Origin of the sequence: Pseudomonas reactans (assembly GCF_013387025.1) — a bacterium.
In the GTDB taxonomy this organism is placed as follows: Bacteria; Pseudomonadota; Gammaproteobacteria; order Pseudomonadales; family Pseudomonadaceae; genus Aquipseudomonas; species Aquipseudomonas reactans.
The window spans coordinates 126,644-151,466 of record NZ_JACAQP010000013.1; the positions used below are offsets into that span (position 1 = coordinate 126,644).

25 protein-coding genes are annotated in these 24,823 nt (G+C 61.4%); 12 read left to right on the plus strand and 13 right to left on the minus strand.

The genetic code is table 11. From position 1 onward, the window contains the following. Positions 1-69 precede the first annotated feature (69 nt). Positions 70-1,398, minus strand: a complete 1,329-nt coding sequence (gene miaB / locus HX793_RS15730) for a tRNA (N6-isopentenyl adenosine(37)-C2)-methylthiotransferase MiaB (RefSeq protein WP_016978599.1) — start codon at positions 1,396-1,398, stop codon at positions 70-72. Positions 1,399-1,529: 131 nt separating this feature from the next. Here miaB and HX793_RS15735 point away from each other — a divergent pair, with 131 nt between their 5' ends. Then, positions 1,530-1,856, plus strand: coding sequence for a DUF1820 family protein (locus HX793_RS15735; protein ID WP_003236992.1), 327 nt, complete (start codon positions 1,530-1,532; stop codon positions 1,854-1,856). A gap of 40 nt (positions 1,857-1,896) precedes the next feature. Here the strand turns inward: HX793_RS15735 and HX793_RS15740 are convergent, their stop codons facing one another. The 4 genes from HX793_RS15740 to HX793_RS15755 form a co-directional block, all read right to left on the minus strand. Next, positions 1,897-2,451, minus strand: coding sequence for a tetratricopeptide repeat protein (locus HX793_RS15740; protein ID WP_016978601.1), 555 nt, complete (start codon positions 2,449-2,451; stop codon positions 1,897-1,899). A 225-nt stretch (positions 2,452-2,676) separates the two neighbouring features. Continuing rightward, positions 2,677-3,960: a glutamate-1-semialdehyde 2,1-aminomutase gene (hemL, locus tag HX793_RS15745; protein ID WP_016973898.1), complete on the minus strand. Its 1,284-nt coding sequence runs from the start codon at positions 3,958-3,960 to the stop codon at positions 2,677-2,679. An 18-nt stretch (positions 3,961-3,978) separates the two neighbouring features. Beyond that, complete coding sequence (gene thiE / locus HX793_RS15750) at positions 3,979-4,602, minus strand: thiamine phosphate synthase (protein WP_033896453.1); 624 nt, start codon at positions 4,600-4,602, stop codon at positions 3,979-3,981. A gap of 18 nt (positions 4,603-4,620) precedes the next feature. After that, positions 4,621-5,418, minus strand: a complete 798-nt coding sequence (locus HX793_RS15755; protein ID WP_177053230.1) for a hydroxymethylpyrimidine/phosphomethylpyrimidine kinase — start codon at positions 5,416-5,418, stop codon at positions 4,621-4,623. A gap of 276 nt (positions 5,419-5,694) precedes the next feature. Here HX793_RS15755 and HX793_RS15760 point away from each other — a divergent pair, with 276 nt between their 5' ends. The 4 genes from HX793_RS15760 (at position 5,695) to HX793_RS15775 (ending at position 12,170) form a co-directional block, all read left to right on the plus strand. Further along, complete coding sequence (locus HX793_RS15760; protein WP_177095289.1) at positions 5,695-8,085, plus strand: hybrid sensor histidine kinase/response regulator; 2,391 nt, start codon at positions 5,695-5,697, stop codon at positions 8,083-8,085. 193 nt (positions 8,086-8,278) lie between these two features. Continuing rightward, a complete protein-coding gene (locus tag HX793_RS15765) occupies positions 8,279-9,925 on the plus strand; it encodes an acyl-CoA dehydrogenase family protein (RefSeq protein ID WP_177053229.1) in 1,647 nt (548 codons plus the stop codon). Between the two features lie 66 nt (positions 9,926-9,991). Further along, complete coding sequence (gene amn / locus HX793_RS15770) at positions 9,992-11,464, plus strand: AMP nucleosidase (RefSeq protein ID WP_161630243.1); 1,473 nt, start codon at positions 9,992-9,994, stop codon at positions 11,462-11,464. 70 nt (positions 11,465-11,534) lie between these two features. Continuing rightward, complete coding sequence (locus tag HX793_RS15775) at positions 11,535-12,170, plus strand: pseudouridine synthase (RefSeq protein WP_025999908.1); 636 nt, start codon at positions 11,535-11,537, stop codon at positions 12,168-12,170. On the opposite strand, the gene HX793_RS15780 is transcribed toward HX793_RS15775, so the two are convergent. Then, on the minus strand, positions 12,165-12,374 hold the full coding sequence (locus tag HX793_RS15780) for a DUF2788 domain-containing protein (RefSeq protein ID WP_025999909.1): 210 nt from the start codon (positions 12,372-12,374) through the stop codon (positions 12,165-12,167). The genes HX793_RS15775 and HX793_RS15780 overlap by 6 nt on opposite strands. A gap of 190 nt (positions 12,375-12,564) precedes the next feature. Further along, the gene (locus HX793_RS15785; RefSeq protein WP_003194418.1) at positions 12,565-13,044 is read right to left on the minus strand and encodes an Lrp/AsnC family transcriptional regulator; all 480 of its coding nucleotides are present in this window, start codon (positions 13,042-13,044) and stop codon (positions 12,565-12,567) included. Between the two features lie 397 nt (positions 13,045-13,441). On the opposite strand from HX793_RS15785, the gene HX793_RS15790 reads away from it, so the two are divergent. Further along, complete coding sequence (locus HX793_RS15790) at positions 13,442-14,470, plus strand: DUF6515 family protein (RefSeq protein ID WP_177053228.1); 1,029 nt, start codon at positions 13,442-13,444, stop codon at positions 14,468-14,470. Here the strand turns inward: HX793_RS15790 and HX793_RS15795 are convergent. Next, entirely contained in the window at positions 14,467-15,360 is an 894-nt protein-coding gene (locus HX793_RS15795) for a cation diffusion facilitator family transporter (RefSeq protein WP_016978609.1), read from the minus strand. The two genes, HX793_RS15790 and HX793_RS15795, sit on opposite strands and share 4 nt — an antisense overlap. Before the next feature lie 15 nt (positions 15,361-15,375). Then, positions 15,376-15,795 carry a periplasmic Zn2+ metallochaperone PmcY gene (pmcY, locus tag HX793_RS15800; protein ID WP_016978610.1) on the minus strand — a complete coding sequence of 140 codons (420 nt, stop codon included), beginning with the start codon at positions 15,793-15,795 and terminating at the stop codon, positions 15,376-15,378. A 252-nt stretch (positions 15,796-16,047) separates the two neighbouring features. On the opposite strand from pmcY, the gene hrpB reads away from it, so the two are divergent. Next, a complete protein-coding gene (hrpB, locus tag HX793_RS15805) occupies positions 16,048-18,555 on the plus strand; it encodes an ATP-dependent helicase HrpB (protein ID WP_177095287.1) in 2,508 nt (835 codons plus the stop codon). On the opposite strand, the gene HX793_RS15810 is transcribed toward hrpB, so the two are convergent. Further along, entirely contained in the window at positions 18,556-19,644 is a 1,089-nt protein-coding gene (locus HX793_RS15810) for an endonuclease/exonuclease/phosphatase family protein (RefSeq protein WP_177095285.1), read from the minus strand. A 40-nt stretch (positions 19,645-19,684) separates the two neighbouring features. Further along, positions 19,685-20,344: a YciC family protein gene (locus HX793_RS15815; protein ID WP_025999910.1), complete on the minus strand. Its 660-nt coding sequence runs from the start codon at positions 20,342-20,344 to the stop codon at positions 19,685-19,687. Positions 20,345-20,520: 176 nt separating this feature from the next. On the opposite strand from HX793_RS15815, the gene HX793_RS15820 reads away from it, so the two are divergent. The 3 genes from HX793_RS15820 to HX793_RS15830 all read left to right on the plus strand — a co-directional run bounded on the left by HX793_RS15820 (position 20,521) and on the right by HX793_RS15830 (position 22,489). Then, positions 20,521-21,258: a DUF2076 domain-containing protein gene (locus HX793_RS15820; protein WP_177061518.1), complete on the plus strand. Its 738-nt coding sequence runs from the start codon at positions 20,521-20,523 to the stop codon at positions 21,256-21,258. 117 nt (positions 21,259-21,375) lie between these two features. Beyond that, positions 21,376-21,852, plus strand: a complete 477-nt coding sequence (locus tag HX793_RS15825) for a LabA-like NYN domain-containing protein (protein ID WP_025858209.1) — start codon at positions 21,376-21,378, stop codon at positions 21,850-21,852. A gap of 25 nt (positions 21,853-21,877) precedes the next feature. Then, entirely contained in the window at positions 21,878-22,489 is a 612-nt protein-coding gene (locus HX793_RS15830) for a 3'-5' exonuclease (protein ID WP_038847543.1), read from the plus strand. A gap of 49 nt (positions 22,490-22,538) precedes the next feature. Here HX793_RS15830 and HX793_RS15835 read toward each other — a convergent pair whose 3' ends face one another. Continuing rightward, a complete protein-coding gene (locus HX793_RS15835; protein WP_177053224.1) occupies positions 22,539-22,835 on the minus strand; it encodes a DUF6124 family protein in 297 nt (98 codons plus the stop codon). A 490-nt stretch (positions 22,836-23,325) separates the two neighbouring features. Between HX793_RS15835 and HX793_RS15840 the strand changes: the two genes are divergently transcribed. Both HX793_RS15840 and HX793_RS15845 read left to right on the plus strand, forming a co-directional pair. Then, the gene (locus HX793_RS15840) at positions 23,326-23,892 is read left to right on the plus strand and encodes a hypothetical protein (RefSeq protein WP_177095283.1); all 567 of its coding nucleotides are present in this window, start codon (positions 23,326-23,328) and stop codon (positions 23,890-23,892) included. Further along, complete coding sequence (locus HX793_RS15845; RefSeq protein ID WP_177053222.1) at positions 23,882-24,145, plus strand: acyl carrier protein; 264 nt, start codon at positions 23,882-23,884, stop codon at positions 24,143-24,145. The genes HX793_RS15840 and HX793_RS15845 overlap by 11 nt, the downstream gene beginning before the upstream one ends. 89 nt (positions 24,146-24,234) lie before the next feature. On the opposite strand, the gene HX793_RS15850 is transcribed toward HX793_RS15845, so the two are convergent. Then, positions 24,235-24,696, minus strand: a complete 462-nt coding sequence (locus HX793_RS15850; protein WP_016976725.1) for an Lrp/AsnC family transcriptional regulator — start codon at positions 24,694-24,696, stop codon at positions 24,235-24,237. Positions 24,697-24,823: the final 127 nt, after the last annotated feature.

Consider the following 24,823-nt stretch of genomic DNA (forward strand, 5'->3'; position numbering starts at 1 on the left):
TAACGCCAGCCGGCTGTGTGCGAAAGCACTTAAACGGCACATGTTGGCTGGCGATAATTCAAAAAGTGATTACGGGATCAACGACCCACGCAGCGAATGGGGTTGCGCCGCGTCGATGTGCACGTCGGCAAACTGGCCGATCAGGGTCGGATTATCGCAACGGAAGTTTACGATTCGGTTGTTCTCGGTACGGCCTTGCAGTTCGCCCGGGTCTTTTTTCGAGTAGTCGGTTACCAGGATGCGCTGGGTGGAACCGACCATCTGTCGGCTGATCTCGAAACCCTGTTGGTTCAAGCGGTGTTGCAGCGCGTTGAGGCGCTCTTTTTTCAGCGCTTCCGGGGTTTCATCCAGCAAGTCGGCCGCCGGGGTGCCGGGGCGCTGGCTGTAGACGAACGAGTAGGAGAAGTCGAAACCGACGTCTTCGATGAGCTTCATGGTTTGCTGGAAGTCTTTCTCGGTCTCGCCGGGGAAGCCGACGATAAAGTCCGAGCTGATGCAGATGCCCGGCACCGCCGCGCGCAGTTTGCGCAGTTTGGATTTGTACTCCAGGGCCGTGTGGTTGCGCTTCATCGCCGAGAGGATGCGGTCAGAGCCCGATTGCACCGGCAAGTGCAGGTGCTTGACCAGTTCCGGCACTTCGGCGTGGGCCTGGATCAGGCTGTCGGAGAACTCCAGTGGGTGCGAGGTGGTGTAGCGGATGCGCTCGATACCGTCCACGGCGGCGACCACGCGGATCAATTCCGCCAGGTCGGCCAGGCGGCCGTCGTGGGTCTGGCCGCGATAGCCGTTGACGTTCTGGCCCAGCAGGGTCACTTCGCGCACGCCGTTTTCGGCCAGGTGGATGATTTCCGACAGCACATCGTCAAATGGCCGGCTGACTTCTTCGCCGCGGGTGTAGGGCACCACGCAGAAAGTGCAGTACTTGCTGCAGCCTTCCATCACCGACACGTAGGCGCTCGGCCCGTCGATGCGTGGCTCGGGCAAATGGTCGAATTTTTCTATTTCAGGGAATGACACGTCGACTTGCGGCAGCTTGGTAACGCGCGCGGCGTCGATCATTTCCGGCAGGCGGTGCAGGGTCTGCGGGCCGAAGACCACGTCGACATAGGGCGCGCGGTCGCGGATCGCGGCGCCTTCCTGGCTGGCCACACAACCGCCGACGGCGATCACCATGTCCGGGTTGGCCAGTTTCAATTCGCGCCAGCGGCCCAGTTGCGAGTACACACGGTCCTGGGCCCGTTCGCGGATCGAGCAGGTATTGAGCAGGATCACGTCGGCATCTTCGGCGCGGGCGGTGACTTCCAGGGCCTGGTGTTCGCCCAGCAGATCGACCATGCGCGAGCTGTCGTACTCGTTCATCTGGCAACCGTGGGTTTCGATGTAAAGCTTCTTGGCCATGGGAATCGTCAACTGGTGGTAAAGAACCGCGCATTATAGGGGGCATGCCCATTGGTTCCTAGCGTTGTGCATCGGGTGCCATGCTATAGTTCGCGCCCTCTTTTATATCCCCGATGTGTTATCCGCCCACCATGACCAAACGCGAAGCTCCAATCTACAAGGTGATTTTCCTCAACCAGGGCCAGGTGTTCGAAATGTACGCCAAGCAGATCTATCAGAGCGATCTGTGGGGTTTCCTGGAGGTGGAAGAGTTCGTCTTTGGCGAGCGCACCCAGTTGGTCGTCGACCCGGGCGAAGAGAAGCTCAAGGCGCAGTTCGAAGGCGTGGTGCGCAGCTTTGTGCCGATGCATTCGATTGTGCGTATCGATGAGGTCGAGCGTTTGGGCACGCCGAAGATCAGCGAGGCACGGGGTGTGAGCAATGTGATGCCCTTCCCGATGCCGATGCCTGAAAAGTAGGGCTTCAGACCGCGTCGCGCCCTTCACAGGCACTAAAGATTTAAGGCAGGGGTGAGAAGGGCGAACGCCCGTCGGCACTCTGCAACTCCTGCAGATAATTGCGGAAAATCTGCCCCAGCACCTGGGTCGCCACTTCCAACTCATCGCGCTGCATGTGCTCGGCGACTTCGTCGGCGGTGTCCAGTGCGTCTTCTGCGCCGTTGACCGCGGCCATTTTCAGCACGATATACGCCTGGACGTTGTTGGCCGGCACGCCTTCGCCTTTGAAGAACATGTTGCCCAGTTCGAATTGCGCTTGGGCGTGCCCCTGCAGCGAGGCTTTCTCGAAGTAGCTCAAGGCTTTGTTGAGGTCGCGGGCCGGGTTTTTGCTGTCGTGAAAGTACTCACCCAACTCGTATTGCGCCTGCGCATCCCCGCTGTCGGCCTGTTTCTGGCACGCGCTCAGGGCTTCGGCCTGGCTGTCTGGCTGGGTATTGAGGGTGCAACGACCCATCGCTGGGATTAACAACGAGTTGCCGCCTGCTTGTGCATGTGCCAGCAGCGGCTGAAGGAGCAACAGGCAGCCCAGAACCAGGGTGCGGCCGGTGCGTTTCATGGGAATCGACTTACCTCTGACGGGGCGCGCGGACCCTCAGGGGATCCAATAAGCGCGCATTATGAAATAAGCAGGCCTCTGCTTACAAAGTCTTTACTCGTTTTTCTGCTGCTTGGGCAAGTTATCTGCCGGATTGCAGGTGATTTCTCTAAAAAACGCGGAAATCTCTGTAAGCAAAGTAGCAAATCAGACACCGTTTGCGCGGTGCCTGATTTTTGCGGCCAATTATTTCAGTGCAGCGAAGGCGCGTTCGGCGGCATCGAGGGTCAGTTTCAGCTCGGCTTCGCCATGGGCGATTGAGGTGAAGCCGGCTTCGAAAGCGCTTGGCGCCAGGTAAACGCCGCCTTCCAACATCAGGTGGAAGAAGCGCTTGAACAGATCGGCGTCGCTGCCCATCACGTCATCAAACGTGACGATATCGTCAGCGCCGCTGAAGTACAGGCCAAACATCCCGCCCGCCTGGGTGGTGACAAACGGAATGCCAGCGGCATCGGCGCGCTGTTGCAGGCCGTCGAGCAGGCGCGTGGTGTAGTCGGTCAGCTCGGCGTGGAAGCCCGGGCGGCTGATCAGGCGCAGGGTGGTCAGGCCGGCGGCCATGGCCAGCGGGTTACCCGACAAGGTGCCCGCCTGGTACACCGGGCCCAGTGGCGCGATGTGCTGCATGATTTCGCGCTTGCCGCCGAAGCAGCCCACCGGCATGCCTCCGCCGATGATCTTGCCGAAGGTGCTCAGGTCCGGCGTGACGCCGTAGTGAGCCTGGGCGCCGCCGAGGGCGACACGGAAACCGGTCATCACTTCGTCGAAAATCAGCACCACGCCGTGCTTGTCGCACTGCTCGCGCAGTCCTTCGAGGAAGCCCGGCGCCGGGGGTACACAGTTCATGTTGCCGGCCACCGGCTCGACGATGATGCAGGCCACGTCCTGGCCCACTTCGTTGAGCATCTGCTCGACGGCGGCGATGTCGTTGAACGGCAGGGTCAGGGTGTGTTTGGCGAACGCCGCCGGCACACCGGCCGAGCTGGGCACGCCTTGGGTCAGCAGGCCGGAACCGGCTTTCACCAGCAGGCTGTCGGAGTGACCGTGGTAGCAGCCTTCGAACTTGATGATGCTGTCGCGGCCGGTGAAACCACGGGCCAGGCGGATCGCGCTCATGGTGGCTTCGGTACCGGAGCTGACCATGCGCACCATTTCCATCGACGGCACGATCGAGCAGACCAGGTCGGCCATCTCGGTTTCCATGGCGGTCGGCGCGCCGTAGGACAGGCCGTGTTCCAGTTGCTTGCGCACCGCGTCCAACACGTCCGGGTGGCTGTGGCCGAGGATCATCGGGCCCCAGGAGCCGACGTAGTCCACGTAGCGCTTGTCATCTTCGTCGGTGACGTAGGCGCCTTCGGCATGTTTGAAGAACAGCGGCGTGCCGCCCACGCTCTTGAACGCACGCACGGGGGAGTTCACACCGCCGGGGATGTGTTTCTGGGCATTGGCAAACAGCGTTTCGGAACGGGACATGATCGGGCTCTCTTAAAATCAAATCTGAAAAAGGGCGTTGAACGCACGGGCGCGGCGCGTGACTTCCTGGGTGCTGTCGGCGCCAAACAGGCCATGCACCACCGCCAGCAGGTCGGCGCCGTGGGCCACCAAGGGCTGGGCGTTCTCCAGGGTGATGCCGCCAATCACGCAGATCGGCAGCTGCAAACGTGTACGGGCCTGGGCCAGCATCTCTGTGGTGGCGGCCGGTGCGCCGGGCTTGGTGTTGGAATTGAAGAAGCGGCCGAAGGCGACATAACTGGCGCCTTCCTTGGCGGCCTGCTCGGCCAGTTCGATCTGGCTGTGGCAGGTGGAACCGATGATGGCTTTGGAGCCAAGCAGGGCGCGGGCCGGGGTCAGCGGGCCGTCGGTCTGGCCCAGGTGCACACCGACGCCGAGGCGCGCAGCCAGTTCGGCGTCGTCGTTGATGATCAGCTGGGTCTTGTAGCGCGAGCACAGCTCCCGCAGTTTTTCTGCTTCACGCAGGCGCCGGGCTTCGTCGCTGCTTTTGTCGCGGTATTGCAGCAGGGTCACGCCACCGTCCAACGCGGCTTCGACGTAGGCGAGGAATTTACCGGCCAACAGTTGGCTGTCGGTAATGGCGTAAAGGCCACGTAATTTCATCGGGCAGGCCCCTTGATCTTAAGAGCAGAAATCCAGCGGCAACCGGCGCGGTACGAACTGGCCCTGGCCGAGTTGTTCGGCGTCACGCAGGGTGCGCCAAGTGTAGTTGAGGGCCGATTGTACGGCGCTCACCAAGCCTTCGCCCTGGGCAATCCGACCGGACAGCGCGCTGGCCAACGTACAGCCCGAACCGTGATAGCTGCCGGGCAGGCGCTGGCAGGTAAAGGTCCGGCGTGTGCCGTCGCGGCTGTAGAGGCGGTTGTGCACTTCGTGCTCGTCGCCATGGCCGCCGGTGATCAGCAGGTGCTTGATGTACGGCAGCAGCTTCTCGGCGCATTCGTCCGCCGTGCCTTCAGGCAGCTCCGCGAGGATGCGCGCTTCCGGCAGGTTGGGCGTGGCGATCAGCGACAGCGGCAACAACCGCTCGCGCATTGCATAACCGACTTCGTCCTTGCCCAGGCTGCCACCGCCGCCGGCGCGCAGCACCGGGTCGCACACCACCGGCAGGTGCGGATGCGCCTGCAGCAGTTCGACTACGGTGTCGACCATCGCGGTGGAGCCGAGCATGCCCAGCTTGACCGCCGCCACTTCGGAATCGCCGAGTACAGCATTGGCCTGGGCCAGTACCCACTCGCGGTCGAGCACGCGGAAATCGATGACATTGACGGTGTTTTGCACGGTCAATGCGGTGACGGCCGGAGCTGCATGGCAACCCTGGGCGAGCAGGGCTTCGATATCTGCCTGCAAGCCGGCGCCACCACTGGGGTCATGGCCGGAGAGACAGAGGACAACGGGACGAGAGCTGTAGATATTCATGGTGCGCGAGCTTACCACCAAACGCTTTTGGCGGGGCCGTCTGGCGATGGTTGAATTTTGCCATCGCAGTGACGCTTTTTTGGCGGTTTTGCACTCGGTTAAAATCGCTGAAAGCCTTGTTCTAGAGCCTTTCAAAAAATTATTTCAATGGTGTCCAATAGCCTTTAGTGGCTATGCTAGAGTGGATCCTAACTACTTACTGTATTGCCGGTGTACGTCTTCTCAAAAGGAATGGGGGGCTTTTTGACATAACCGGACAGGCCACGCTGGGGCTCTATGCGCTATTTGCTGATTTTATTGTTGTGCGGGTTGCCGATGCTCGCCAACGCCATCGAGTTTAACCAGGACACGCAAAGCCTGCCGTTGGGCCGAGTCATGCAAGTGCTCGAAGACCCGACCGATGCTCTCACCATCGCGGATGTGAGTGCGCCGTCCGCCACCGCGCAGTTCAAGCCCCACGATAAAGACACCCTGAATGCTGGCTACTCGCGCTCGGTGTTCTGGCTCAAGGTCAATCTGCAGTACCTACCCACTAATCCCGAAGCGCAGCGCACCTGGTTGCTGGAGCTGGCGTACCCGCCGCTCGACCATCTTGACCTGTACCTGCCCGACAACACCGGCACTTATCGGCTGGCAGGACGTACCGGGGATGCGCTGCCGTTTTCCGCCCGTGAGATCCGCCAGAACAACTACTTGTTCAAGGTCGACTTCACGCCGGGCGAGGCAAAAACCCTGTACCTGCGCCTGCAAAGCGAAGGGTCGATCCAGGCGCCTGTGACGCTGTGGTCCAGCACCGCCTACCTGGAGCAGCAGCCGCTGCGCCTGTATGTGTTGGGCCTGATCTATGGCGTGTTGCTGGGGATGCTGGTCTATAACCTGTTCATCTACCTCAGCGTGCGCGACACCAGCTACCTCTATTACATCTTTTATATCGCCTCGTTTGGCATGTATCAGCTGTCGGTCAACGGTGCGGCGGTGGAGTATTTCTGGCCGAACAATCCTTGGTGGGCGAATGCCGCGACGCCTTTCCTGATCGGCTCGGCGGCGTTGTTCGGCAGCCTGTTTGCGCGCAGCTTTTTGCACACGGCCCAGCACAGTCGCTGGATCAACCGGCTGTTGCTGGCGCTGGTGGCCTGCGGTGGCGTTGTGATGCTGCTGTCGTTGATGACCAGCTACGCGCTGGCACTGCGCCTGGCCACCGGTTTGGCCCTAGTGTTTACCGTGACTATTTTTGTCGCCGCCATCAAGGCCTGGTATTGCGGCCAGCGGGTGGCGCGCTATTTCATCATCGCCTGGTCGGCGTTCCTGCTAGGTGGAGTGGTGAATACGCTGATGGTGCTGGGCTATCTGCCTAACGTATTCCTGACCATGTACGCCAGCCAGATCGGCTCGGCGATTGAAGTGGCGCTGCTGTCCCTGGCCCTGGCCGACCGCATCAATTCCATGCGCGAGCAACAGGCGCAGATCCTGTTCGATGCCAGCCAGAAACTTGAAGTGCTCAACCAGCAATTGGCGCGCAGCAACCGCCTCAAGGACGAGTTCCTCGCCACCCTGACCCACGAACTGCGTACGCCGATGAACGGCGTGATCGGCTCCCTCGAACTGATGCAGACCGTGCCCTTGGACGCAGATCTGGCGCAATACCATCAGACCGCCGCCGGTTCGGCGCGGGACATGATGCGCATGGTCAACGGCATTCTCACCCTCACCGAATTGCAGGCCGGCCGCTTGAGTGCCCAGCCTCAGGTGTTCAGCCTGCGAGGCACGCTCGACACCTTGCGCCAGCAGTTCACCGCCAGCGCCCAGAGCAAAGGCCTGGCGTTTTCCATCGATGTGGCGGACGAGTTGCCGGACCGCGTACTGGGCGACGCCGACAAACTGCTGCAGTGCCTGGATTGCCTGCTGGACAACGCCTTCAAGTTCACCCATGAAGGCGCGGTGCGCCTGCGCGTGGTCGGTGTGCCGCAGAGTGACGGTGGCCTGCGCTTGAGCTTTATCGTCACCGACACCGGAATCGGCTTCGCCTTCCTCGACGAAGCGACCCTGTATCAGCGGTTCTTCCAACTGGATGGCTCCATGACGCGCGAGTACGGCGGCCTGGGTATCGGCCTGGCAATCTGCCGGCAACTGATCGAGCTGCTGGGCGGGCGTCTCACCCATCACTCCGAACCGCGCAAAGGCAGCCGTTTCCAGTTGGAAGTGGAGGTCAGTCCCCTAGCACCTGAGTCCCGGCCTGCGCCGGATAAGCAGCGCGCACCTCAGGAGTGCTCGGTGCTGCTGGTGGACGACAACAGCGTCGGCCAACTGGTGGTGCGCGGCATGCTGCTCAAGCTCGGATATCGGGTGAAAACCGTGGACACCGGCCCGAGCGCGTTGGCCGCCTTGCAAGCCGCAGATTTCGACGCAGTACTGTTGGATATCCCTGAAGGTGGTTTCTCGTTGTGCTGTCAGATCCGTGCACTGCCTGGCTGTGGTGAGTTGCCGGTGATCGCCTTGAGTACGTCGCTGAATGCGTCGGAGCGTGAGCGCTGCCATGGCATCGGCCTCTCCGATCGCCTGTCCAAACCTGTGCGTTTCGAGGCCTTACAGGCGGTGTTGGAGCGTCGGTTGCTGTGTCCGGTAGAGGGCGAAAGCGCCGGACATTCGGCGGGTATGCCACTTTTTTAAGCGCCATGGCAGTGCTTAACTGAAAAAACCGGCCTCAATCGACGGGCACCGTGTAGGAGCGAGCTTGCTCGCGAAGAACGTCAACGATAACGCGAGCACCCTGTAAAAGCGCGGTGCTCTCACGTTCTTCGCGAGCGAGCTCGCTCCTACAAACAGCCTCAATCGAAATGGGCTTTTTTCCAGGAGGCCCGTCATGAACCTGCATCAGTTTGCCGAAACCCACGACGTCACCAACCAGCCACCGTCCCTGGACGGCACCAACCTGTACCGTATCGATTTACCCCTGCAGGACTGGTCGCGCCGCTTTGGCGCGGGCTGGGCAGAAGCGCGTATCGATACTTACGGCGCGCTGGCCGGTGGGCCGTTGATGGAGGCCGGGTTCCTGGCGAACCAGAACAAACCGGTGTTCAGCAGCCATGACCGTTATGGTCATCGCATCGACCTGGTGGAGTTTCACCCGGCTTACCACGAACTGATGCGCACCGCCGTCGAACATGGCTTGCCGTCGCTGCCTTGGGCGCATCCGCAGTCCGGCGCCCATGTGGCCCGCGCCGCCATGACTTATTTGCACAGCCAGGCTGAAGCCGGCACCGGCTGTCCGCTGACCATGACCTTCGCTTGCGTGCCTGCCCTGCGCTTGCAACCGGACCTGGCCAAGACCTGGCTGCCGAAAATCCTCAATACCCACTACGATCCGCGCAATGTCGGCATCGCCCACAAGGCCGGTGCCACTATCGGCATGGCCATGACCGAGAAACAGGGTGGCACCGACGTGCGCGCCAACACCACTCGCGCCTACCCGGTGGGCGCCGGCGGTCCGGGCCAGGCGTATGAACTGGTGGGCCACAAGTGGTTTTGCTCGGCCCCGATGTGCGATGCCTTCCTGACCCTGGCGCAGACTGACAAGGGCCTGACCTGCTTCCTGCTGCCCCGGCACCGCCCGGATGACACGCGCAACGAGTTCTACATCCAGCGCCTGAAAAACAAACTCGGCAACTGCTCCAATGCCTCCAGCGAAGTGGAGTTCCGTGGCGCCCTGGCTTGGATGATCGGTGAAGAAGGGCGTGGCGTGCCAACCATCATCGAGATGGTCGCCATGACCCGTTTCGATTGCATGGTCGGTTCCAGCGCGTTGATGCGCCAGGCGCTGACCCAGGCCAGCCATCATTGTGCCCATCGTTCGGTGGGAGGCCGGGTACTCAGTGAACAACCCTTGATGCAAAACGTGCTGGCGGACCTGGCGCTGGAAAGTGAGTCCGCCCTGGCCCTGAGCATGCGCATGGGCAGGGCCCTGGATAACCTGGGCGATGAGCAGGAAGCCAAGTTCGCCAGGCTGGTGACGGCGGTGGGCAAGTATTGGATCTGCAAGCGCGCCCCGGCCATGATCAACGAAGCCGCCGAGTGCATGGGCGGTGCCGGGTACGTCGAGGACAGCATCTTGCCGCGCCTGTACCGTGAGGCACCGGTGAATTCGACGTGGGAAGGTTCCGGCAACGTGCAATGCCTGGACGTGCTGCGCGCGTTGTCGAAAGAGCCGGGCGTGCTGGAGACGTTGTTTGTCGAACTGGGGGATGGGCATGGCGACAAGCTACTGGCGCGGCATATCGAGCAATTGAAGTCAGCCTTTATGGACACCCAGGACATCCAATACCGTGCGCGCCAGCTTACCGAAGACATCGCCGTGGCGTTGCAGGCCAAGCTGTTGCTGGAAGCCGGCAATGCGGCGGTCAGCGATGGGTTTGTCGCCAGTCGCTTGGGTGAATCGTCCGGTCGGGTGTATGGCACGTTGCCGCGAGGTGTGGATGTAGCGGCGATTGTCGCCAGGTCCACACCTTGTTGATTGCATTCAAAGTTTGCGTCTGACGGGGATACAGGCAAGATAAAGGCCTGCACGTCAGAACACAGGATGCTTACCGTGACCGAAGCTTTTGTTGTCGTTCAAACCGCCGAAGAAGCCGTGGATCGGCTGGCGGCCCTGCATGAGCGCGCCACGGGCGCGCTCAATCAAGCCCTCAAGCAATACCTCAAGGACCGCGTCGAACCCGACGCCGAACAACGTGCGTTGTTTCGCTACCCGGAACTGCGCCTGACCTACCACTGCCACGGCGAAGTCCCACAAACTACCCGGGCGTATGCCAAGGTTCAGTTGCCGGGAACCTACAGCGTTACCGTCACCCATCCTGCGGCGTTCCGTAAATACCTGCTGGAGCAATTGGTGCCGTTGATGCATGACTTCACCGTGACGGTGGAAGTCGGCGTCAGCCAGCAGAACATTCCGTACCCGTATGTGGTGGAGCAGGGCGATGAACTGGCCGGCTCCGGCGTGACCGCGGCGACCCTGGCCCGCGTGTTCCCGAGCACCGACCTGTCGGCCGCCACCGATGGCATCGCCGATGGCCTGTACGACTGGGAAAACACCGACCCGCTGCCCCTGGCGTTGTTCGATGCGGCGCGCGTGGACTTTTCCCTGCGCCGCCTGGTGCACTACACCGGCAGCGACTGGCGCCATGTGCAGCCGTGGATCCTGCTGACCAACTACCACCGTTATGTCGACCAGTTCATCCTGCATGGCTTGGAGCAACTGCGCAGCGACCCGCGTTTTATCCGCATGGTGCTGCCGGGCAATGTGGTGATCGACAAGAGCATGGACCACGGCGAAGCGTCCGCGATTGCCGCTGGCGTGGTGTGGCACCGGTATCAGATGCCGGCTTATCACTTGCAAGCCACTGACGGCCACGGCGTGACCTTGGTCAACATCGGCGTCGGCCCGTCCAACGCGAAGAACATCACCGACCACCTGGCCGTGCTGCGTCCGCATTGCTGGCTGATGATCGGTCACTGCGGCGGCCTGCGCCAATCCCAGACCATCGGCGATTACGTGCTGGCTCACGCCTACATGCGCCGCGACGGGATTCTCGACCGCGTGGTGCCGCCGAACATCCCGATCCCGGCCCTGGCCGAAGTGCAGTTGGCCTTGCAGCAAGCGGCGGCCAACGTCACCGGCGAAAAAGGCGAAGAACTGAAAAAACGCCTGCGCACCGGCACCGTGTTGACCTACGACGACCGTAACTGGGAACTGCGCTGGGCACAGGAGCGGCCGCTGATCAACCTGTCCCGCGCCGTGGCCGTGGACATGGAAAGCGGTACCATCGCCGCCCAGGGTTATCGCTTGCGGGTGCCGTACGGCACTTTGCTGTGTGTGTCGGATAAGCCACTGCACAGTGAGATCAAGCTGCCCGGTTCGGCCAACGCATTCTATGAGCGCGCGGTCAGTCAGCACTTGAAGATCGGCATCGAGGCGGTGGATTTGCTGCGCACCGAACTCAATTCGCTGCACTCGCGCAAACTGCGCAGCTTCGACGAGCCGCCGTTCCGCTAAGCGGTTGGGATGGTCATTTAACGGTCAGGCCACTAGCATTGTCGGTCCTGACCGTTAGATGTTCCTTGCCATGTCCCGTCCCACCCGTCCCGATTCGCGCCGCCCTGGCGTGAAACCTCCGTATTCCGCCGCGCGGCGTGTCGCCAAGGCGCCACCGGCCGAGCCGAAATTGATCCTGTTCAATAAACCCTTCGACGTGCTGACCCAGTTCAGCGACGAAGGCGGACGCGCGACGCTCAAAGACTTCATCGACATCCCCGGCATCTACCCGGCGGGCCGCCTGGACCGTGACAGCGAAGGCTTGTTGCTGCTGACCAACGATGGCCAGTTGCAGGCGCGGATTGCCGACCCCAAGCACAAGTTGGCGAAAACCTACTGGGTGCAGGTGGAAGGCGAACCGACCGAAGAGCAACTGCAACGCTTGCGCGACGGTGTCGAACTGAATGACGGCAAGACCCTGCCGGCCGAAGCGCGCCGGTTGGACGAGCCCGAGTTATGGCCGCGCAACCCGCCGGTGCGCTTTCGCAAAAACATACCGACGTACTGGCTTGAATTGGTGATTCGCGAGGGGCGTAACCGCCAGGTGCGGCGCATGACTGCCGCCGTGGGCTTGCCCACCTTGCGTCTGGTGCGCGTGCGCATTGGCGACTGGACGATTGACGGCCTGGATCAAGGCCAGTGGAAGGAAGTGCCGGCGCGCTTATAAGGCGCCGGACTCGATCAGGCCGATCACCACGCTCTTGATGATGAACGCGGCCACGCCCAGGCCCAACACGAAGAACAGGATAAACGAGCCAAAACGCCCGGCCTTGGACTTCTTCGCCAGGTCCCAGACGATAAAACCCATGAAAATGATCAGGATCGTGACCAGGCCGGTCATCATCCATTCTTCAAAGAGGGCGGGGTCGATGTTGTTCATGGGGGCTTCCGACAGGGCAGGAGGGCAGTATACGGCAGCGTCAAAGGCGCAACATTGACCTGAGTCGGTCGCGGTCAATGTGGGAGCTGGCTTGCCTGCGATGCAGGCAACTCGGTGTGCCAGTAAAACCGAGGTGATGCTATCGCAGGCAAGCCAGCTCCCACATTGTTTCGTGTTGATCTCAGGTGCGCAGGTGCGTCAGCGGTAATTCGGTGCTGTTGAGCACCTGGTTCAGCACAAAGCTCGACCGCACGCTGGTCACACCTTCAATGCGGGTCAGATGACCCAGCAGCAGTTTCTGATAGTGATCCATGTCCGGCACCACCACTTTCAACTGATAGTCCGCATCCATCCCGGTGACCAAACTGCATTCCAGCACCTGAGGCAGGGTGCGGATCGCCGCTTCGAAGTTCTCGAAGCGTTCGGGCGTGTGACGATCCATGCCGATCAGCACATAGGCGGTCAGGCTCAGGCCGAGCATCTTGCGGTCGAGCAAGGCGACCTGGCGGGCGATGTAGCCGTCGTCCTCCAACTGCTTGACCCGGCGCGAGCATGGCGACGGCGACAAGCCGATGCGTTCGGCCAGCTCCTGGTTGGAGATCCTCGCATCACGTTGCAATTCCGCCAAAATACTCAGGTCGTATCGGTCAAGCTTGCTCATTGGGTTGGCCTTTGTCGTAACTATTGCGGTGAATTATCTATGAAGGGTTAAAAATTGCGCAAGCACTGTTTATTGACGCAATCTTCGCAATCATCTGCCGGGCGCTGGCGGGTATCTTTATCAACAGAATCACCGCCTGGACAACAGTCCAAAGCAGCGCGCCCAATCAGGCCCGCTGCGGCCGCCACCCCAGCAGGGTTGAGCCGGCCTCCAGGCTGCACACTGTCCACAAGACGGCGTGAGGTGAGCCAACGTCAAAAGCGTTGAGCCAGGACGAAGTTCTCAAGGGGTGGCCGACGGGTCACCCCTTTTCTTTTGCCTGCTGATAACCTGTCCGAGAACCGGGCCTGGCTTTTCCAGTCTCATGGACAGGCCCTAATCCGCAGTGAGGAATAGCATGAAGCGCATCTGGCGTTTGGCAGGTGTAGGTTTGCTGATGGTCACCGTTGGCGCCCAGGCAGTGGCCGACGAACGTGATACCGGGCCGCGTGGTGAGGGCGGTGGTCAGCATGAAAGAGGGCCGGAGGGCGGACGGCCAGGAGGCGGTAATGAACAGCCGCGTCCGCAGAACAACCCACCACGTCAGGAAAACAACCAGCCGCGCCCGCAGAATCAGCATTTTGATCGCGCAGGCCAGAACGGTGGTGGCCAATGGCAAGGGCGTCCCCAGGGCAATGAGCAGGGGCGGCCCCAGCCACAACCACAGCCGTCGAACAACCTGCCGATCCAGAGTCGCCCCGACACCGTGCGCCAGACCCAGGAACCGCGCCAGGGCTATTACCGTGACATCCCTCGACGCAATGACGGCAACCAACATTGGGAAGCGGGCGGCCCAGGCTCGCGCCCCGGCGACAACCGCTGGCCCGGTCGCCCCGACGGCCATGGCAACGGCTGGGGCCCAGGCCCGCAGCATCGCCCAGGTTATGTGATCGACCGCTTCCCCGACCGCAATTACCGCGTGCCTTACCGTGGCCAGGATTACTTCTACTCCGGCGGCTACTGGTACCGCCCGCAAGGCCCGCGTTATGTGGTGGTGACGCCACCGTACGGCATCCGTGTGCATTACCTGCCGGACTACGCGCGTGAAGTGTGGATCGGCAGCGCGCTGTTCTTCCTCGCGGCGGGTTCCTACTACACCTACGAAAGCAGCTCCCAGCAATACGTGGTGGTGCAACCGCCAGCCGCCGTACCGGCACCGCAGCCCGCGCCGCAAGGCAATGGTTATGACGTGGTGGCGTATCCGGCCAACGGTCAGTCACCGGCCCAGGTGCAGCAGGACGGGTATGACTGTTATCGCTGGGCCGTGCAGCAAAGTGGCTTCGACCCGCAGCAAGTCACCTATGCCCCCGACCCGGCGGTGGTGCAAACCTACCGCCAGGCCCAGGGCAACTGCCTGAGCAGCCGCGGTTATCAGGTGCAGTACTAGGTTTTATTGCCTGTGACCACTTCCCGCGGGTCGGCGTGCACCAGCACTTCGGCGCGCGGGTACGCCTTGTGAATCGCATCGGCGGCCTGGTCGCTGATGCCGTGGGCCACTGACAGCGTCAATTCCCCCGGCAACTCCAGGTGCAGTTGCACAAACCAATGGCTGCCGGAAATCCGCGTGCGCAAATCATGCGCGCCCAAGACGCCCGGTACCCCACGAGCCAGTTCCAGCATGTGCTGGCTGACGTCCGGTGGCAGTTCTTCATCCATCAATACCGCAAAGCTTTCACGGGCGATCTGGATGGCGCTCCACAAGATGTAGGCGGCAATGCCCAGGCCGAACCAGGCGTCGACCTGATGGTAGCCAAACCCCGCCAACACCAGCGCCACCAAAATGCTGCCGTTGAGCATCAGGTCGGAGCGGTAGTGCAATGAGTCCGCGCGCACGGCGTTGGAGCCGGTTTCGCGGATCACCCGGTGTTGCAGCATCAGCAAAGCCACGGTCAGTACCAGGGAAAACACGATCACGCCAATGCTCAACCACGGTGCGCCCACCGGCTCCGGGTGTTGCAGCCGCTGGTACGCCTGGAACGCGATCAACACCGCACTGCCACCGATAAACAGCGCCTGCGCCATGCCCGACAACGACTCCGCCTTGCCGTGCCCATAGCGGTGATCGTCATCGGCCGGGCGCAACGCGTAATGCACCGCCACCAGGTTCAGCAGCGAAGTCACGCCGTCCAGCAGTGAGTCGGTCAACCCGGCGAGCATGCTCACCGAGCCGCTGAGCCACCAGGCGATGGCCTTGGTGATAATCAGTGCACAAGCCACGCCCACCGAGGCGCGAGTGGCCAGGCGCAAGAGCCTGGCGTGTTCGGGACTGCTGGTCATAGGCGGCTCGGATCCTTAAGCGGCGGGTTGCAGGCCCAGGCTGGCGAGCTGTTGCACGCTGCCCTTGAACTGGATCATGCGCGGGTCGTCGAGCGGCAGGCTGCGGCCGGTTTCGTTCTGGATGATGCTTTGCAGCTTGGCGTTGTCGACCTTGCCGTCGGCGCCGATGGCTTCGTGGAGTTTTTGCGGGTCGACCTGGGCGGTCTTGCCCGGTTCGAAGTAGATGGCGCCGGTGGCGAAGTCCACGCCGAACGCGATCAGGCCAGGGATCACATAGAACAGCAGGCCCACGGCGTCGAGCACGGCGATGGTCGGGTCGATCTTGCCGTCGATCTGGCCACGGCGGTCCGGATAGAAGATCGAACCGCAGGCCGTCAATTGGCTCAGCAGGGTGACGGCGAGGACACCGCCAATGACACGGGAAGCGATACGCATAACATTCTCCTGAACACGATTTAAAGAGGACTATAAGCTAGATCGGCTGAACGACGCCGTTCCAATGTGGGAGCTGGCTTGCCTGCGAAAGCGGTGGTTCAGTCAGAAGTGCATTGGCTGACACGCCGCCATCGCAGGCAAGCCAGCTCCCACCTTTGATTGCATTCGCAATTGAAGTGGGTGGCGTTTCTGAGACCATCGTCGGCACTCGGCAGTTCGCCGTTATACTCGCCGCTCTGCTTTGGAGCCAGTATGAATTCGTTGCCGATTGATGAAGTTTTACCTGCACTGCGTGACGCCTTGGCGAATCGCCATGAAGCCGTGCTCGAAGCGCCCCCCGGCGCCGGTAAAACCACCCGCGTGCCCTTGGCGTTATTGAACGAACCCTGGCTGGTCGGGCAGACCATCCTGATGCTCGAACCCCGCCGTCTTGCCGCCCGTGCGGCGGCCGAACGCCTGGCCAGTGAACTGGGCGAGAAGGTCGGCGAAACCGTCGGCTATCGCATTCGTCTGGATAGCAAAGTCGGCCCCAATACGCGTATCGAAGTGGTCACCGAAGGCATCCTCACCCGCCGCCTGCAGGATGACCCGGCGCTGGACGGCGTGGGTTTGCTGATCTTCGACGAGTTCCACGAACGCAGCCTCGACGCCGACCTGTCGCTGGCCCTGAGCCTCAACGGCCGCGAACTCTTTCGCGACGATCAACCGCTGAAAATCCTGCTGATGTCCGCCACCCTTGAAGGCGAACGCCTGGCCAGTCTGCTGGACGACGCGCCGATCCTGCGCAGCGAAGGGCGCATGTTCCCGGTGCAGATGCGCTGGGGCCGACCTTACCAGCCCGGTGAGTTCATCGAGCCGCGCGTGGTGCAGACCATTCTCGAAGCCCTGCACGACGAAACCGGCAGCGTGCTGGTTTTCCTACCGGGGCAGGCGGAGATTCGTCGGGTCAACCAGCAACTGGCCGACGCCCTCGGCGAGCGCACCGATGTGTTGTTGTGCCCGCTGCATGGCGAACTGGACCTCAACGCTCAACGCGCCGCCATCGATCCGGCCCCCGCCGGTAAACGCAAAGTGGTGCTGGCGACCAACATCGCCGAGACCAGCCTGACCATCAACGGCGTGCGCGTGGTGATTGACGCCGGGCTGGCGCGAGTGCCGCGTTTCGACCCCGGCAGCGGCATGACCCGCCTCGATACCCAACGTATCTCTCGCGCCAGCGCCACCCAGCGGGCTGGCCGGGCAGGGCGCCTGGAGCCGGGCGTGTGTTATCGCCTGTGGTCCGAAGACCAGCACGAAGGCCTGGCCGCTTATGGCAGTGCGGAAATCCTCGCCGCCGACCTGGCCGGACTGACCCTGCAATTGGCGCGCTGGGGTGTCACACCCAACCAACTGGTGTGGCTGGATGTGCCGCCAACCGCCGCGTATGCCCAGGCCCAGGACTTGCTGGTGCGCCTCGGCGCCTTGAATGAAGACAAACTGACCGCCCATGGGCAGAAGATGGCTGAGTTGCCGGCCCATCCGCGTATCGCCCATCTGCTGCTGCGCGGGCAGGATTTTGGATTGGCGGCGACGGCCTGCGACGTGGCCGCATTGCTGGGAGAGCGCGATATCCTGCGCGGTGGCGGTGCGGATTTGCACAGTCGGTTGGCGCTGTTATCCGGCGAAGAGCGCGCACGCGGTACCCAAGGCGGCGTGCAGCGGGCCAGGCAACTGGCGCGACAATATCGCGGTTACTTGAGAGGCCAGGCGACTCAAGCCGTTGCCGACCCCGATCACCCGCGCTGGCTCGGTGCCTTGCTGGCGCTGGCCTACCCGGACCGCGTCGCCCAGCAGCGTCGCCCCGGCGGTGCCGAATATCGACTGGCCAACGGCCGCGCGGCGCTGTTCGCCGAAGCCGACAGCCTGATGAAACAGGCCTGGCTGGTCATCGCCGACCTGGGCAGTCGCCAGGGCCAGCGCGAAGAGCGTATCTACCTGGCGGCGGATTTTGATCCGGCGCTGTTCGACACGGTGCTGGCCGAGCAAGTGCGTAATGTCGACCAACTCGACTGGGACGAACGCGAAGGTGTCCTGCGCGCCGAACGCCAGCGTAAAGTCGGCGAGCTGGTGCTCAGCCGCGAACCGCTCACCGGCCTCGACGAGTCCGCCCGCAGCCAGGCGCTGGTCAACCTGGTCCGCCGCAAAGGCCTGGAACTGCTGCCGTGGACGCCGGAACTGCGCCAATGGCAGGCCAGGGTCATGCTGTTGCGCCAACTCGACGCCGGTAAATCCAGCGAATGGCCCGACCTCAGTGACAAAGCTTTGCTCGCCAGCCTCGAACACTGGCTGATGCCTTACTTGGGCAAAGTCTCGCGCCTGAGCCATTTTGCCAACCTGGATATCGCAAGCTTCCTGCACAATCTGCTGCCCTGGCCACTGCCCCAACGTTTGGACGAACTGGCGCCACAGCATGTGAAAGTGCCGTCGGGTTCGTCAGTGCGTTTGGATTACAGCGAACAGCCGCCGATCCTGGCGGTGCGCTTGCAGGAATTGTTCGGGCTGGCCGACACACCGCGCATTGCTGGAGGGCGCCAAGTGGTGAAGCTGCATTTGCTGTCCCCGGCGCGGCGGCCAGTGCAGGTCACGCAGGATCTGGCGAACTTCTGGCGCAGTACCTATGCCGAGGTGAAGAAGGATTTGAAGGGGCGGTACCCCAAGCACTATTGGCCGGATGACCCGCTGGTGGCGGAGGCGACGGCGCGGATCAAACCGCGCAAGTGACTACTGGGCGGCCGGCAGCAGAAACCGCGCAATCACCGGCAAATGGTTGGAAATACGCAACGTATCCTCCTGCCGCACCTTGGCTTCCACCCGTTTGATCCGCGGGCTGTAGAACAGATAATCCAGCGTACGATCCGGGCCGTCCACGCTCGGGTCGTTGGGGAAGTTCGTCAGCCATTTCTCACGATCAATCCCGCTGGATTGGCTATTGCTCGGGATCATTGGGTATTTGTCCCACAGCAAATGCAGCTCGCTGTCCGGCGAATACTGCCCGCGTTTGGTGGCGTCCAGGCGTAGGAATTGCCCCAAGGGCAGCAGATTGAAATCCCCGCCGATCAGCCAGGGCGTGCCACGGCCCTCGAATTTATCCAGCAGTTTGACCGTAGTTTTCACCTGATCCTGCACCGCGCTGCGCCCAGGGGCATCGCCATCCAGGCGGGTGTTGAGCACCGCCAGTTGCCCACCGTCGCTTAGGGGCAGGTAAGTCAGCAGCAAAGCCGGCTTGGGCTGGAACTGGCGGCTGATGATATTGGCCTCGGGCGCCGGCAGTTGCAGGCGTTCGGCGTGTTCGATCTGGTAACGGCTCAGGGTCGCCAGTTTGCGGCCGACGCTGCCGAAGATGTGCAGGTTTGGCACGAAGTCGGCTTTCCAGTCGAAGGCCTGGGCGCTGCAGGGGTAGAGGTCGACCAGGCGCTCTTGCAGCAGGGCCAACTGGTCCTGGTAGTGGGAAGGCTTGGCGTTTTCGTCGAGTTCCTGCAGCAGCAGGATGTCGGGCTGTTCGTCGCGGATCACCCGCGCTACTTCGTCGAGGCTGGCGGCCATGTCTTCCACGGTGGGGCGGTCGTCGGGGCCGCTGCCGTCGGCGGTGTCGTACCAGAACACATAGTTCTTGCCGGCCAGGTATTGCACGTTCCAGGTCATGACCTTGAGCGCCTGCCCCGGCAATAGTGTCGGCGCACGCGGCGCGACGCAGCTTACCGGCAGGGTTTCCTTAGCCTCGGGGCGCCAGGTCAGGCTGTAGATCAGGGCGGTCAGCAAGCCTGCGATGATCAGCAGGCTCAGCAAGGTGATGCGCAATAAACGGGTCATCGGCTCGGCTTATAGCGTTTCAGAGGTGGCACGGAGCATATCACCGCGCGTCGGCATCGCCACCGATCAGCATGAATAAACGAAACAGCACCACGCTGGTAAACAGTTGGAGAAAGCTGTGGGCACTGTCCAACAGCAAGCCAATCAGCGGCGCAGGTGTTGGATACGCTGCAACACTGGCGCCCTTGAGCAACCACAGCGGCGTCATCACGCACAGCAGGCACACCAGGATCAGCCAGAAATGCCCACGACTCAGGCGGAAACTTTCCTTCATCGCCTCCAACGCCGGCATGCCGCGCAGCACCAGCAGGTACTCGGCAAACGCCAGTACCACCATCAGCCACAGCCCCGGCAGGAAATACAGCGACAGCCCCAACAGAATCAGCAGCGTGCTCATGGCCGTCAGCAGGGCGAAGCGCGGCCACAGGGTAAGGGCCATGGCCCAGACATCTTTAGTGCGCGGCGACTCGCCACGGGTGCGAGCATCCAGAAACAGGATCAGCGCGCCGGTGTACAGCGGGTACACCAGCAACCCCACCACCACGCTGTAGCCGGGAAACGCATCCGGGCCGACGACGTGGTTGAGCACCTGTTGCAGCAGGGCTTCGAAAATCACCAACGGCAGACACAGCTGGACGATGGCGCCCAGGTTGCGTTGGGTGAAACGGAAGGAGTCGCGCAGCACGTCTAACGGATTCATCAAGTTCATCGCAGGCCTGAAAGCAAGGGCAACACTTTAACCGATCATTACCGGAGGTAAGCAAACGTAAACCTTGAGTAAAGACCATTGAAACAACTCGTAACACCCCCATAACTAGGACGGCGCCTGATTACAGGCGAGCCCACGATTTCTACCGGCAATCTAACGAGGTCGCCATGAACAGCGAAGAGCAAACCCTGATCGATGGACTGTTTTCACGGTTGCAACAAGCCGAAACGGACTCAGCCCCCCGCGACGCCCAGGCCGAAGCGCGGATCAAGGAGCACATGACGCGCCAACCTGCGGCCGGGTATTACATGACCCAGTCGATCCTGGTGCAGGAACACGCGCTCAAGAGCCTCGACGCGCAGAACAAGCAGCAGGCGCAGCAGATCCAGCAATTGCAGGACGAGCTGCAGCGGGCCAAATCCGCGCAGCCTGCTCCGGCGAGCAGCGGCGGTTTCCTGTCGAGCATCTTTGGCGGCGGTGGTTCCCGTGATCAGCCGCCGGCTCAAAGTGCACCGCCGTCTTCCGGTGGTGGCTGGCGCGAACCGACGCGGCCTGGGTTCAGCCAGCCTGCCCCGCAGCAGAATTATCAACAGCCTGCTCCAGCCGCTCCGGCGGGCAGCGGCTTCCTCGGCGGCGCGATGAAAACCGCAGCCGGCGTGGCCGGTGGCGTGTTGCTGGCCGAAGGCATCAGCAGCCTGTTCAACCACAACTCGCAACAGCCGCAAGTCGTGGAAGAAATCATCCGTGAAGAGCCAGCCCCTGCCAGTGATAACGGCAGCTGGGGTAACGACGACCAGAAGTACGCCGGCAATGACAGCTGGGGCAGCAACAATTCGGACAGCTTTGCCGACAGCGATTACTCCGACGATTCTTCCTCCTTCGGCGACGACGATTCCTTCGTCTGACCCACCCAGACCGGGGCGACTCGTTGCCCCGGTCTGATTTTTCCCGGAAACCTTCTCGCGGCTGGCATACTTGCACCCTTTCCGGGCCTTGGCGCCTGGCTGTCATGAGGAAGTGCGGTGAAGAAAATTGCAGTGTTCGCCGATGTGCAAAACCTCTATTACACCGTCCGCCAGGCCTATGGTTGCCACTTCAACTACGCCGCGCTGTGGGCTGACATCAGCGCGCGCGGGCAGATCGTCGAGGCGTACGCGTATGCCATCGACCGTGGCGACAGCAAGCAGCAGCAATTCCAGCAGATCCTGCGCAACCTGGGCTTTACGGTAAAACTCAAGCCCTACATCCAGCGCAGCGACGGCTCGGCCAAAGGCGACTGGGACGTGGGTATCACCCTCGACATCATGGACGCCGCCGACCACGTCGACGAAATCGTGCTGGCTTCCGGCGACGGCGATTTCGACATGCTGCTCGACCGGGTTATCCACAAGCACGGCGTCGAAGCCGTGGCCTATGGCGTACCGGGGCTGACGGCCAATTCATTGATACGCGCCGCCAGCCGTTATGTGCCGATCGAAGGCGCGCTGTTGCTCAAATAAATGCCAAGACGGAGTTGGAACAGGTTTGGAACGTATAGCGGTCATCGACTTTGAAACCACCGGCATCACCCCCAGCAGCCACTGCCGTGCCACGGAAATCGCGGTGGTCATCCTTGAGCGTGGCCAGATCGTGGACCGCTACCAGAGCCTGATGAAAACCGGCGTGCATGTGCCGGCGTTCATCGAACAACTCACCGGCATCAGCAACGCCATGCTGCGCAGCGCGCCGCCGGCGGAGCGGGTGATGAATGAGGTCAATGAGTTCGTCGGCGTCACGCCGTTGCTGGCGCACAACGCCGCGTTCGACCAAAAGTTCTGGGACTTTGAGCTGGGGCTGATTCGCCGCACCCGTTTGCAGAAGTTCGCCTGTTCGCTGCTGCTGGCCCGCCGCCTCATGCCATCGGCGCCCAACCACAAGCTCGGCACGCTGAACGCCTACGCCCAACTGCCCCACACCGGCAAGGCTCACCGGGCGATGGCGGATGCGGAGATGGCCGCCAACCTCACGGCCCACCTGGCCCAGGAACTGCGCGGGACCCATGGCTTGCGTGAACTGTCCCATGATCTGCTGTGCACCTTGCAGAAAGTGCCGGCGGCGAAGATCAATGAGCACCTGAAGAAGCATCGCGGGTTCTGAAGGCGCCATCGCCGGCAAGCCGGCGATGGCGCCCGTCCTGCCAACTTTCCTACCGAGGCTGCACACACTCCAACGCCCGATCCACCACCCCCTTCGCCATCCCCACCAAATGCATCACCGCCCGCTGCTGCGCGCTCAGCAACTCAGCCGAATCCTGCACCGTCTCCACCGCGCAATGCAGCAAATCCGCCGCATGGGCGAGGGCGTCTTCGAAGCTCAGGTTGTCATTCAGAATGAAATGGGGCGCATCCGGGGCGGACGCTTTGAGGTAGTAGTCGATGGCTCGGCGATTGAGCAGGGCGTCTTCGCTGAGGAACCTGGGTGGATCGGGGGTGACTTTGATCATGGTGAACACTCCTTGCAGGGAAGAAGTCGACACCCCTCGCTTGCACACGAATGAGGGTGGCAACTGTACGTAGGTGTGCAAGACCGGGGCAAGAAGCTAAACCCAGCAGGCCCGAAGGCCTCCCACGCACAGCCGCCATAACGGGCGAACGCCAAGCATCAAGCTGGGCATCATGCTGTAGGTTGATCTGTGGATTCTGCTTGCCGTCGGACTTGCACGTCCGATCACCGAACATTCGATGACTGAGCGAGACTAGCTACCTGATCCGACGGAAACAAGGCCGTGGGATTCTCTCGGAAACGTCCTTCAAATGAAAGAGATGGGTCTTGCTGTCCATTGAAAACTTGGCTTTTGAAGGCAGGCTTCTGAATGGTCAGTAGGTAGAATCCTATCGCTGCCTAGGACCCTTCTGTTTTTCCACTTCATCCGACTACCACCTCTTTTTGCGACCTACCATCCCGCCTGCCATTTACGTACAGGGATTACAGGCATGCAGGAAAGCGATCTTCATACAGCAATCATGAGAAGTCAGCTCGAGCTCGGGTTAGATCGTATTGATCTTGGCTCAACCTCTAGCCTGGCGTTTCACTTGGGTAACACGATGACAAGCTGTCCTGCGGTCATTGCACTACCGAACTCCCCAGGTATTAGCAGTGGCGGCAGTTATCACCTGCTTAAACCCATTCATGCCGATTCTATGGGGCCAAACACCACGGCCGAGGACCTCTGGAAATGCACTCAGGAGCACTATGGGTTGACGGCAGCAACATTTGTCACCGCGTCGGCAGGCATACCAATCAGCAAAATAGCCGTGGGTACTTGGGTTCACGTGGGTTCAAGCAAAACGACAAACCTGGCTAGCCTCATTGGCATGCGCTTTTTCCCTCGCACGCTGATCAGGCAGCCCACAATGGCTAGGATGGCTAAGGCAACGTTTGGCACAGTCCGGGTATTTGGCATTATTGGGCGAGGCATTCCCTTCGTTGCTGCAGGATTGGCCGTCTTTGATTTAATCAGTATTGGTAAGTGTGCCTATGAGGCAAGAAATGGACGGTAATCTGACCAGGGCCGAGATCAGCGAAAAGGTGATTCAACTGTTCGTCGACATCATTGGCTTCATCGACCGAAGCCAGGTGACGGAGCAAACGGATTTCATCCGCGACTTCAAGATTATCGATGACGACTTGACCTGCTTCGTCATGCAGATCAAATGGCAGTTCAACCTGCAGGCCACTCAGGCAGATTGGAATCACATCACCACGATCAAGCAGATTGTCGATTTGATTGTTGAGCGCTCAAATCTGCTCTGATGCAACTGGCGTCATCGCAGGCAAGCCACCTCCCACCATTGGAATGCACTTTAACTGTGGGAGCCGGGCTTGCCCGCGATGACGGCGGCTCAGCCACCACTTTTCCCATTGCCCTCCAACTGCCCCAACGGCACCCGCCGCTCTATCGCGCTCGACAAAATAATAGAGGTCTTGCTGAACCCGAACTTCGCTACGCGGTTGATCAAACTCTCCAGCTCCGGCATCGACCCCACCGCCGCCTGCATGATCACGCACGGATCCCCCGTCACCCGATGGCACTCCGTCAACTCCGGAATTTCCGCCAACGCGTCATACACCTTCTGGCTGCCGTGATTGGTCAATCGCAGCTCAATCACGCACTGAATCGGCAAGCCCACTTTGGACAGGTCCACCTTGGCCTGATACCCGGTGATCACGCCGCTGGCCTCCAGCTTGGCCACGCGCTCGGCCACGGCGGGGGCGGAGAGGTTTACCGTGCGGGCCAGTTGCGCGTAGGACGCGCGGCCGTCTTCGAGCAGGGCGCTGAGGAGCATGCGGTCGTATTTGTCCATGATAAGGCTCCGGTTGCGCGTGACTTTCGAAAGCACGGTTTATAGCCTTCACAACCATGCTTTGAAAAGTGTATTGGCGTTTTAAACAGGTTTTGTAACTTATGTTTAACGACCTGTCTTTTTAGAA

Excerpts from the sequence above, each read along its gene's own strand:
- HX793_RS15760 (WP_177095289.1), top strand. The coding sequence starts at position 5,695 with ATGCGCTATTTGCTGATTTTATTGTTGTGCGGGTTGCCGATGCTCGCC.
- hrpB (WP_177095287.1), top strand. The coding sequence starts at position 16,048 with ATGAATTCGTTGCCGATTGATGAAGTTTTACCTGCACTGCGTGACGCC.
- HX793_RS15845 (WP_177053222.1), top strand. The coding sequence starts at position 23,882 with ATGGACGGTAATCTGACCAGGGCCGAGATCAGCGAAAAGGTGATTCAA.
- HX793_RS15785 (WP_003194418.1), bottom strand. The coding sequence starts at position 13,044 with ATGAGCAAGCTTGACCGATACGACCTGAGTATTTTGGCGGAATTGCAA.
- miaB (WP_016978599.1), bottom strand. The coding sequence starts at position 1,398 with ATGGCCAAGAAGCTTTACATCGAAACCCACGGTTGCCAGATGAACGAG.
- thiE (WP_033896453.1), bottom strand. The coding sequence starts at position 4,602 with ATGAAATTACGTGGCCTTTACGCCATTACCGACAGCCAACTGTTGGCC.
- HX793_RS15820 (WP_177061518.1), top strand. The coding sequence starts at position 20,521 with ATGAACAGCGAAGAGCAAACCCTGATCGATGGACTGTTTTCACGGTTG.
- HX793_RS15765 (WP_177053229.1), top strand. The coding sequence starts at position 8,279 with ATGAACCTGCATCAGTTTGCCGAAACCCACGACGTCACCAACCAGCCA.
- pmcY (WP_016978610.1), bottom strand. The coding sequence starts at position 15,795 with ATGCGTATCGCTTCCCGTGTCATTGGCGGTGTCCTCGCCGTCACCCTG.
- HX793_RS15840 (WP_177095283.1), top strand. The coding sequence starts at position 23,326 with ATGCAGGAAAGCGATCTTCATACAGCAATCATGAGAAGTCAGCTCGAG.
- HX793_RS15775 (WP_025999908.1), top strand. The coding sequence starts at position 11,535 with ATGTCCCGTCCCACCCGTCCCGATTCGCGCCGCCCTGGCGTGAAACCT.
- HX793_RS15835 (WP_177053224.1), bottom strand. The coding sequence starts at position 22,835 with ATGATCAAAGTCACCCCCGATCCACCCAGGTTCCTCAGCGAAGACGCC.
- HX793_RS15810 (WP_177095285.1), bottom strand. The coding sequence starts at position 19,644 with ATGACCCGTTTATTGCGCATCACCTTGCTGAGCCTGCTGATCATCGCA.
- HX793_RS15795 (WP_016978609.1), bottom strand. The coding sequence starts at position 15,360 with ATGACCAGCAGTCCCGAACACGCCAGGCTCTTGCGCCTGGCCACTCGC.
- HX793_RS15815 (WP_025999910.1), bottom strand. The coding sequence starts at position 20,344 with ATGAATCCGTTAGACGTGCTGCGCGACTCCTTCCGTTTCACCCAACGC.
- HX793_RS15735 (WP_003236992.1), top strand. The coding sequence starts at position 1,530 with ATGACCAAACGCGAAGCTCCAATCTACAAGGTGATTTTCCTCAACCAG.
- hemL (WP_016973898.1), bottom strand. The coding sequence starts at position 3,960 with ATGTCCCGTTCCGAAACGCTGTTTGCCAATGCCCAGAAACACATCCCC.
- HX793_RS15850 (WP_016976725.1), bottom strand. The coding sequence starts at position 24,696 with ATGGACAAATACGACCGCATGCTCCTCAGCGCCCTGCTCGAAGACGGC.
- amn (WP_161630243.1), top strand. The coding sequence starts at position 9,992 with ATGCTTACCGTGACCGAAGCTTTTGTTGTCGTTCAAACCGCCGAAGAA.
- HX793_RS15755 (WP_177053230.1), bottom strand. The coding sequence starts at position 5,418 with ATGAATATCTACAGCTCTCGTCCCGTTGTCCTCTGTCTCTCCGGCCAT.
- HX793_RS15790 (WP_177053228.1), top strand. The coding sequence starts at position 13,442 with ATGAAGCGCATCTGGCGTTTGGCAGGTGTAGGTTTGCTGATGGTCACC.
- HX793_RS15740 (WP_016978601.1), bottom strand. The coding sequence starts at position 2,451 with ATGAAACGCACCGGCCGCACCCTGGTTCTGGGCTGCCTGTTGCTCCTT.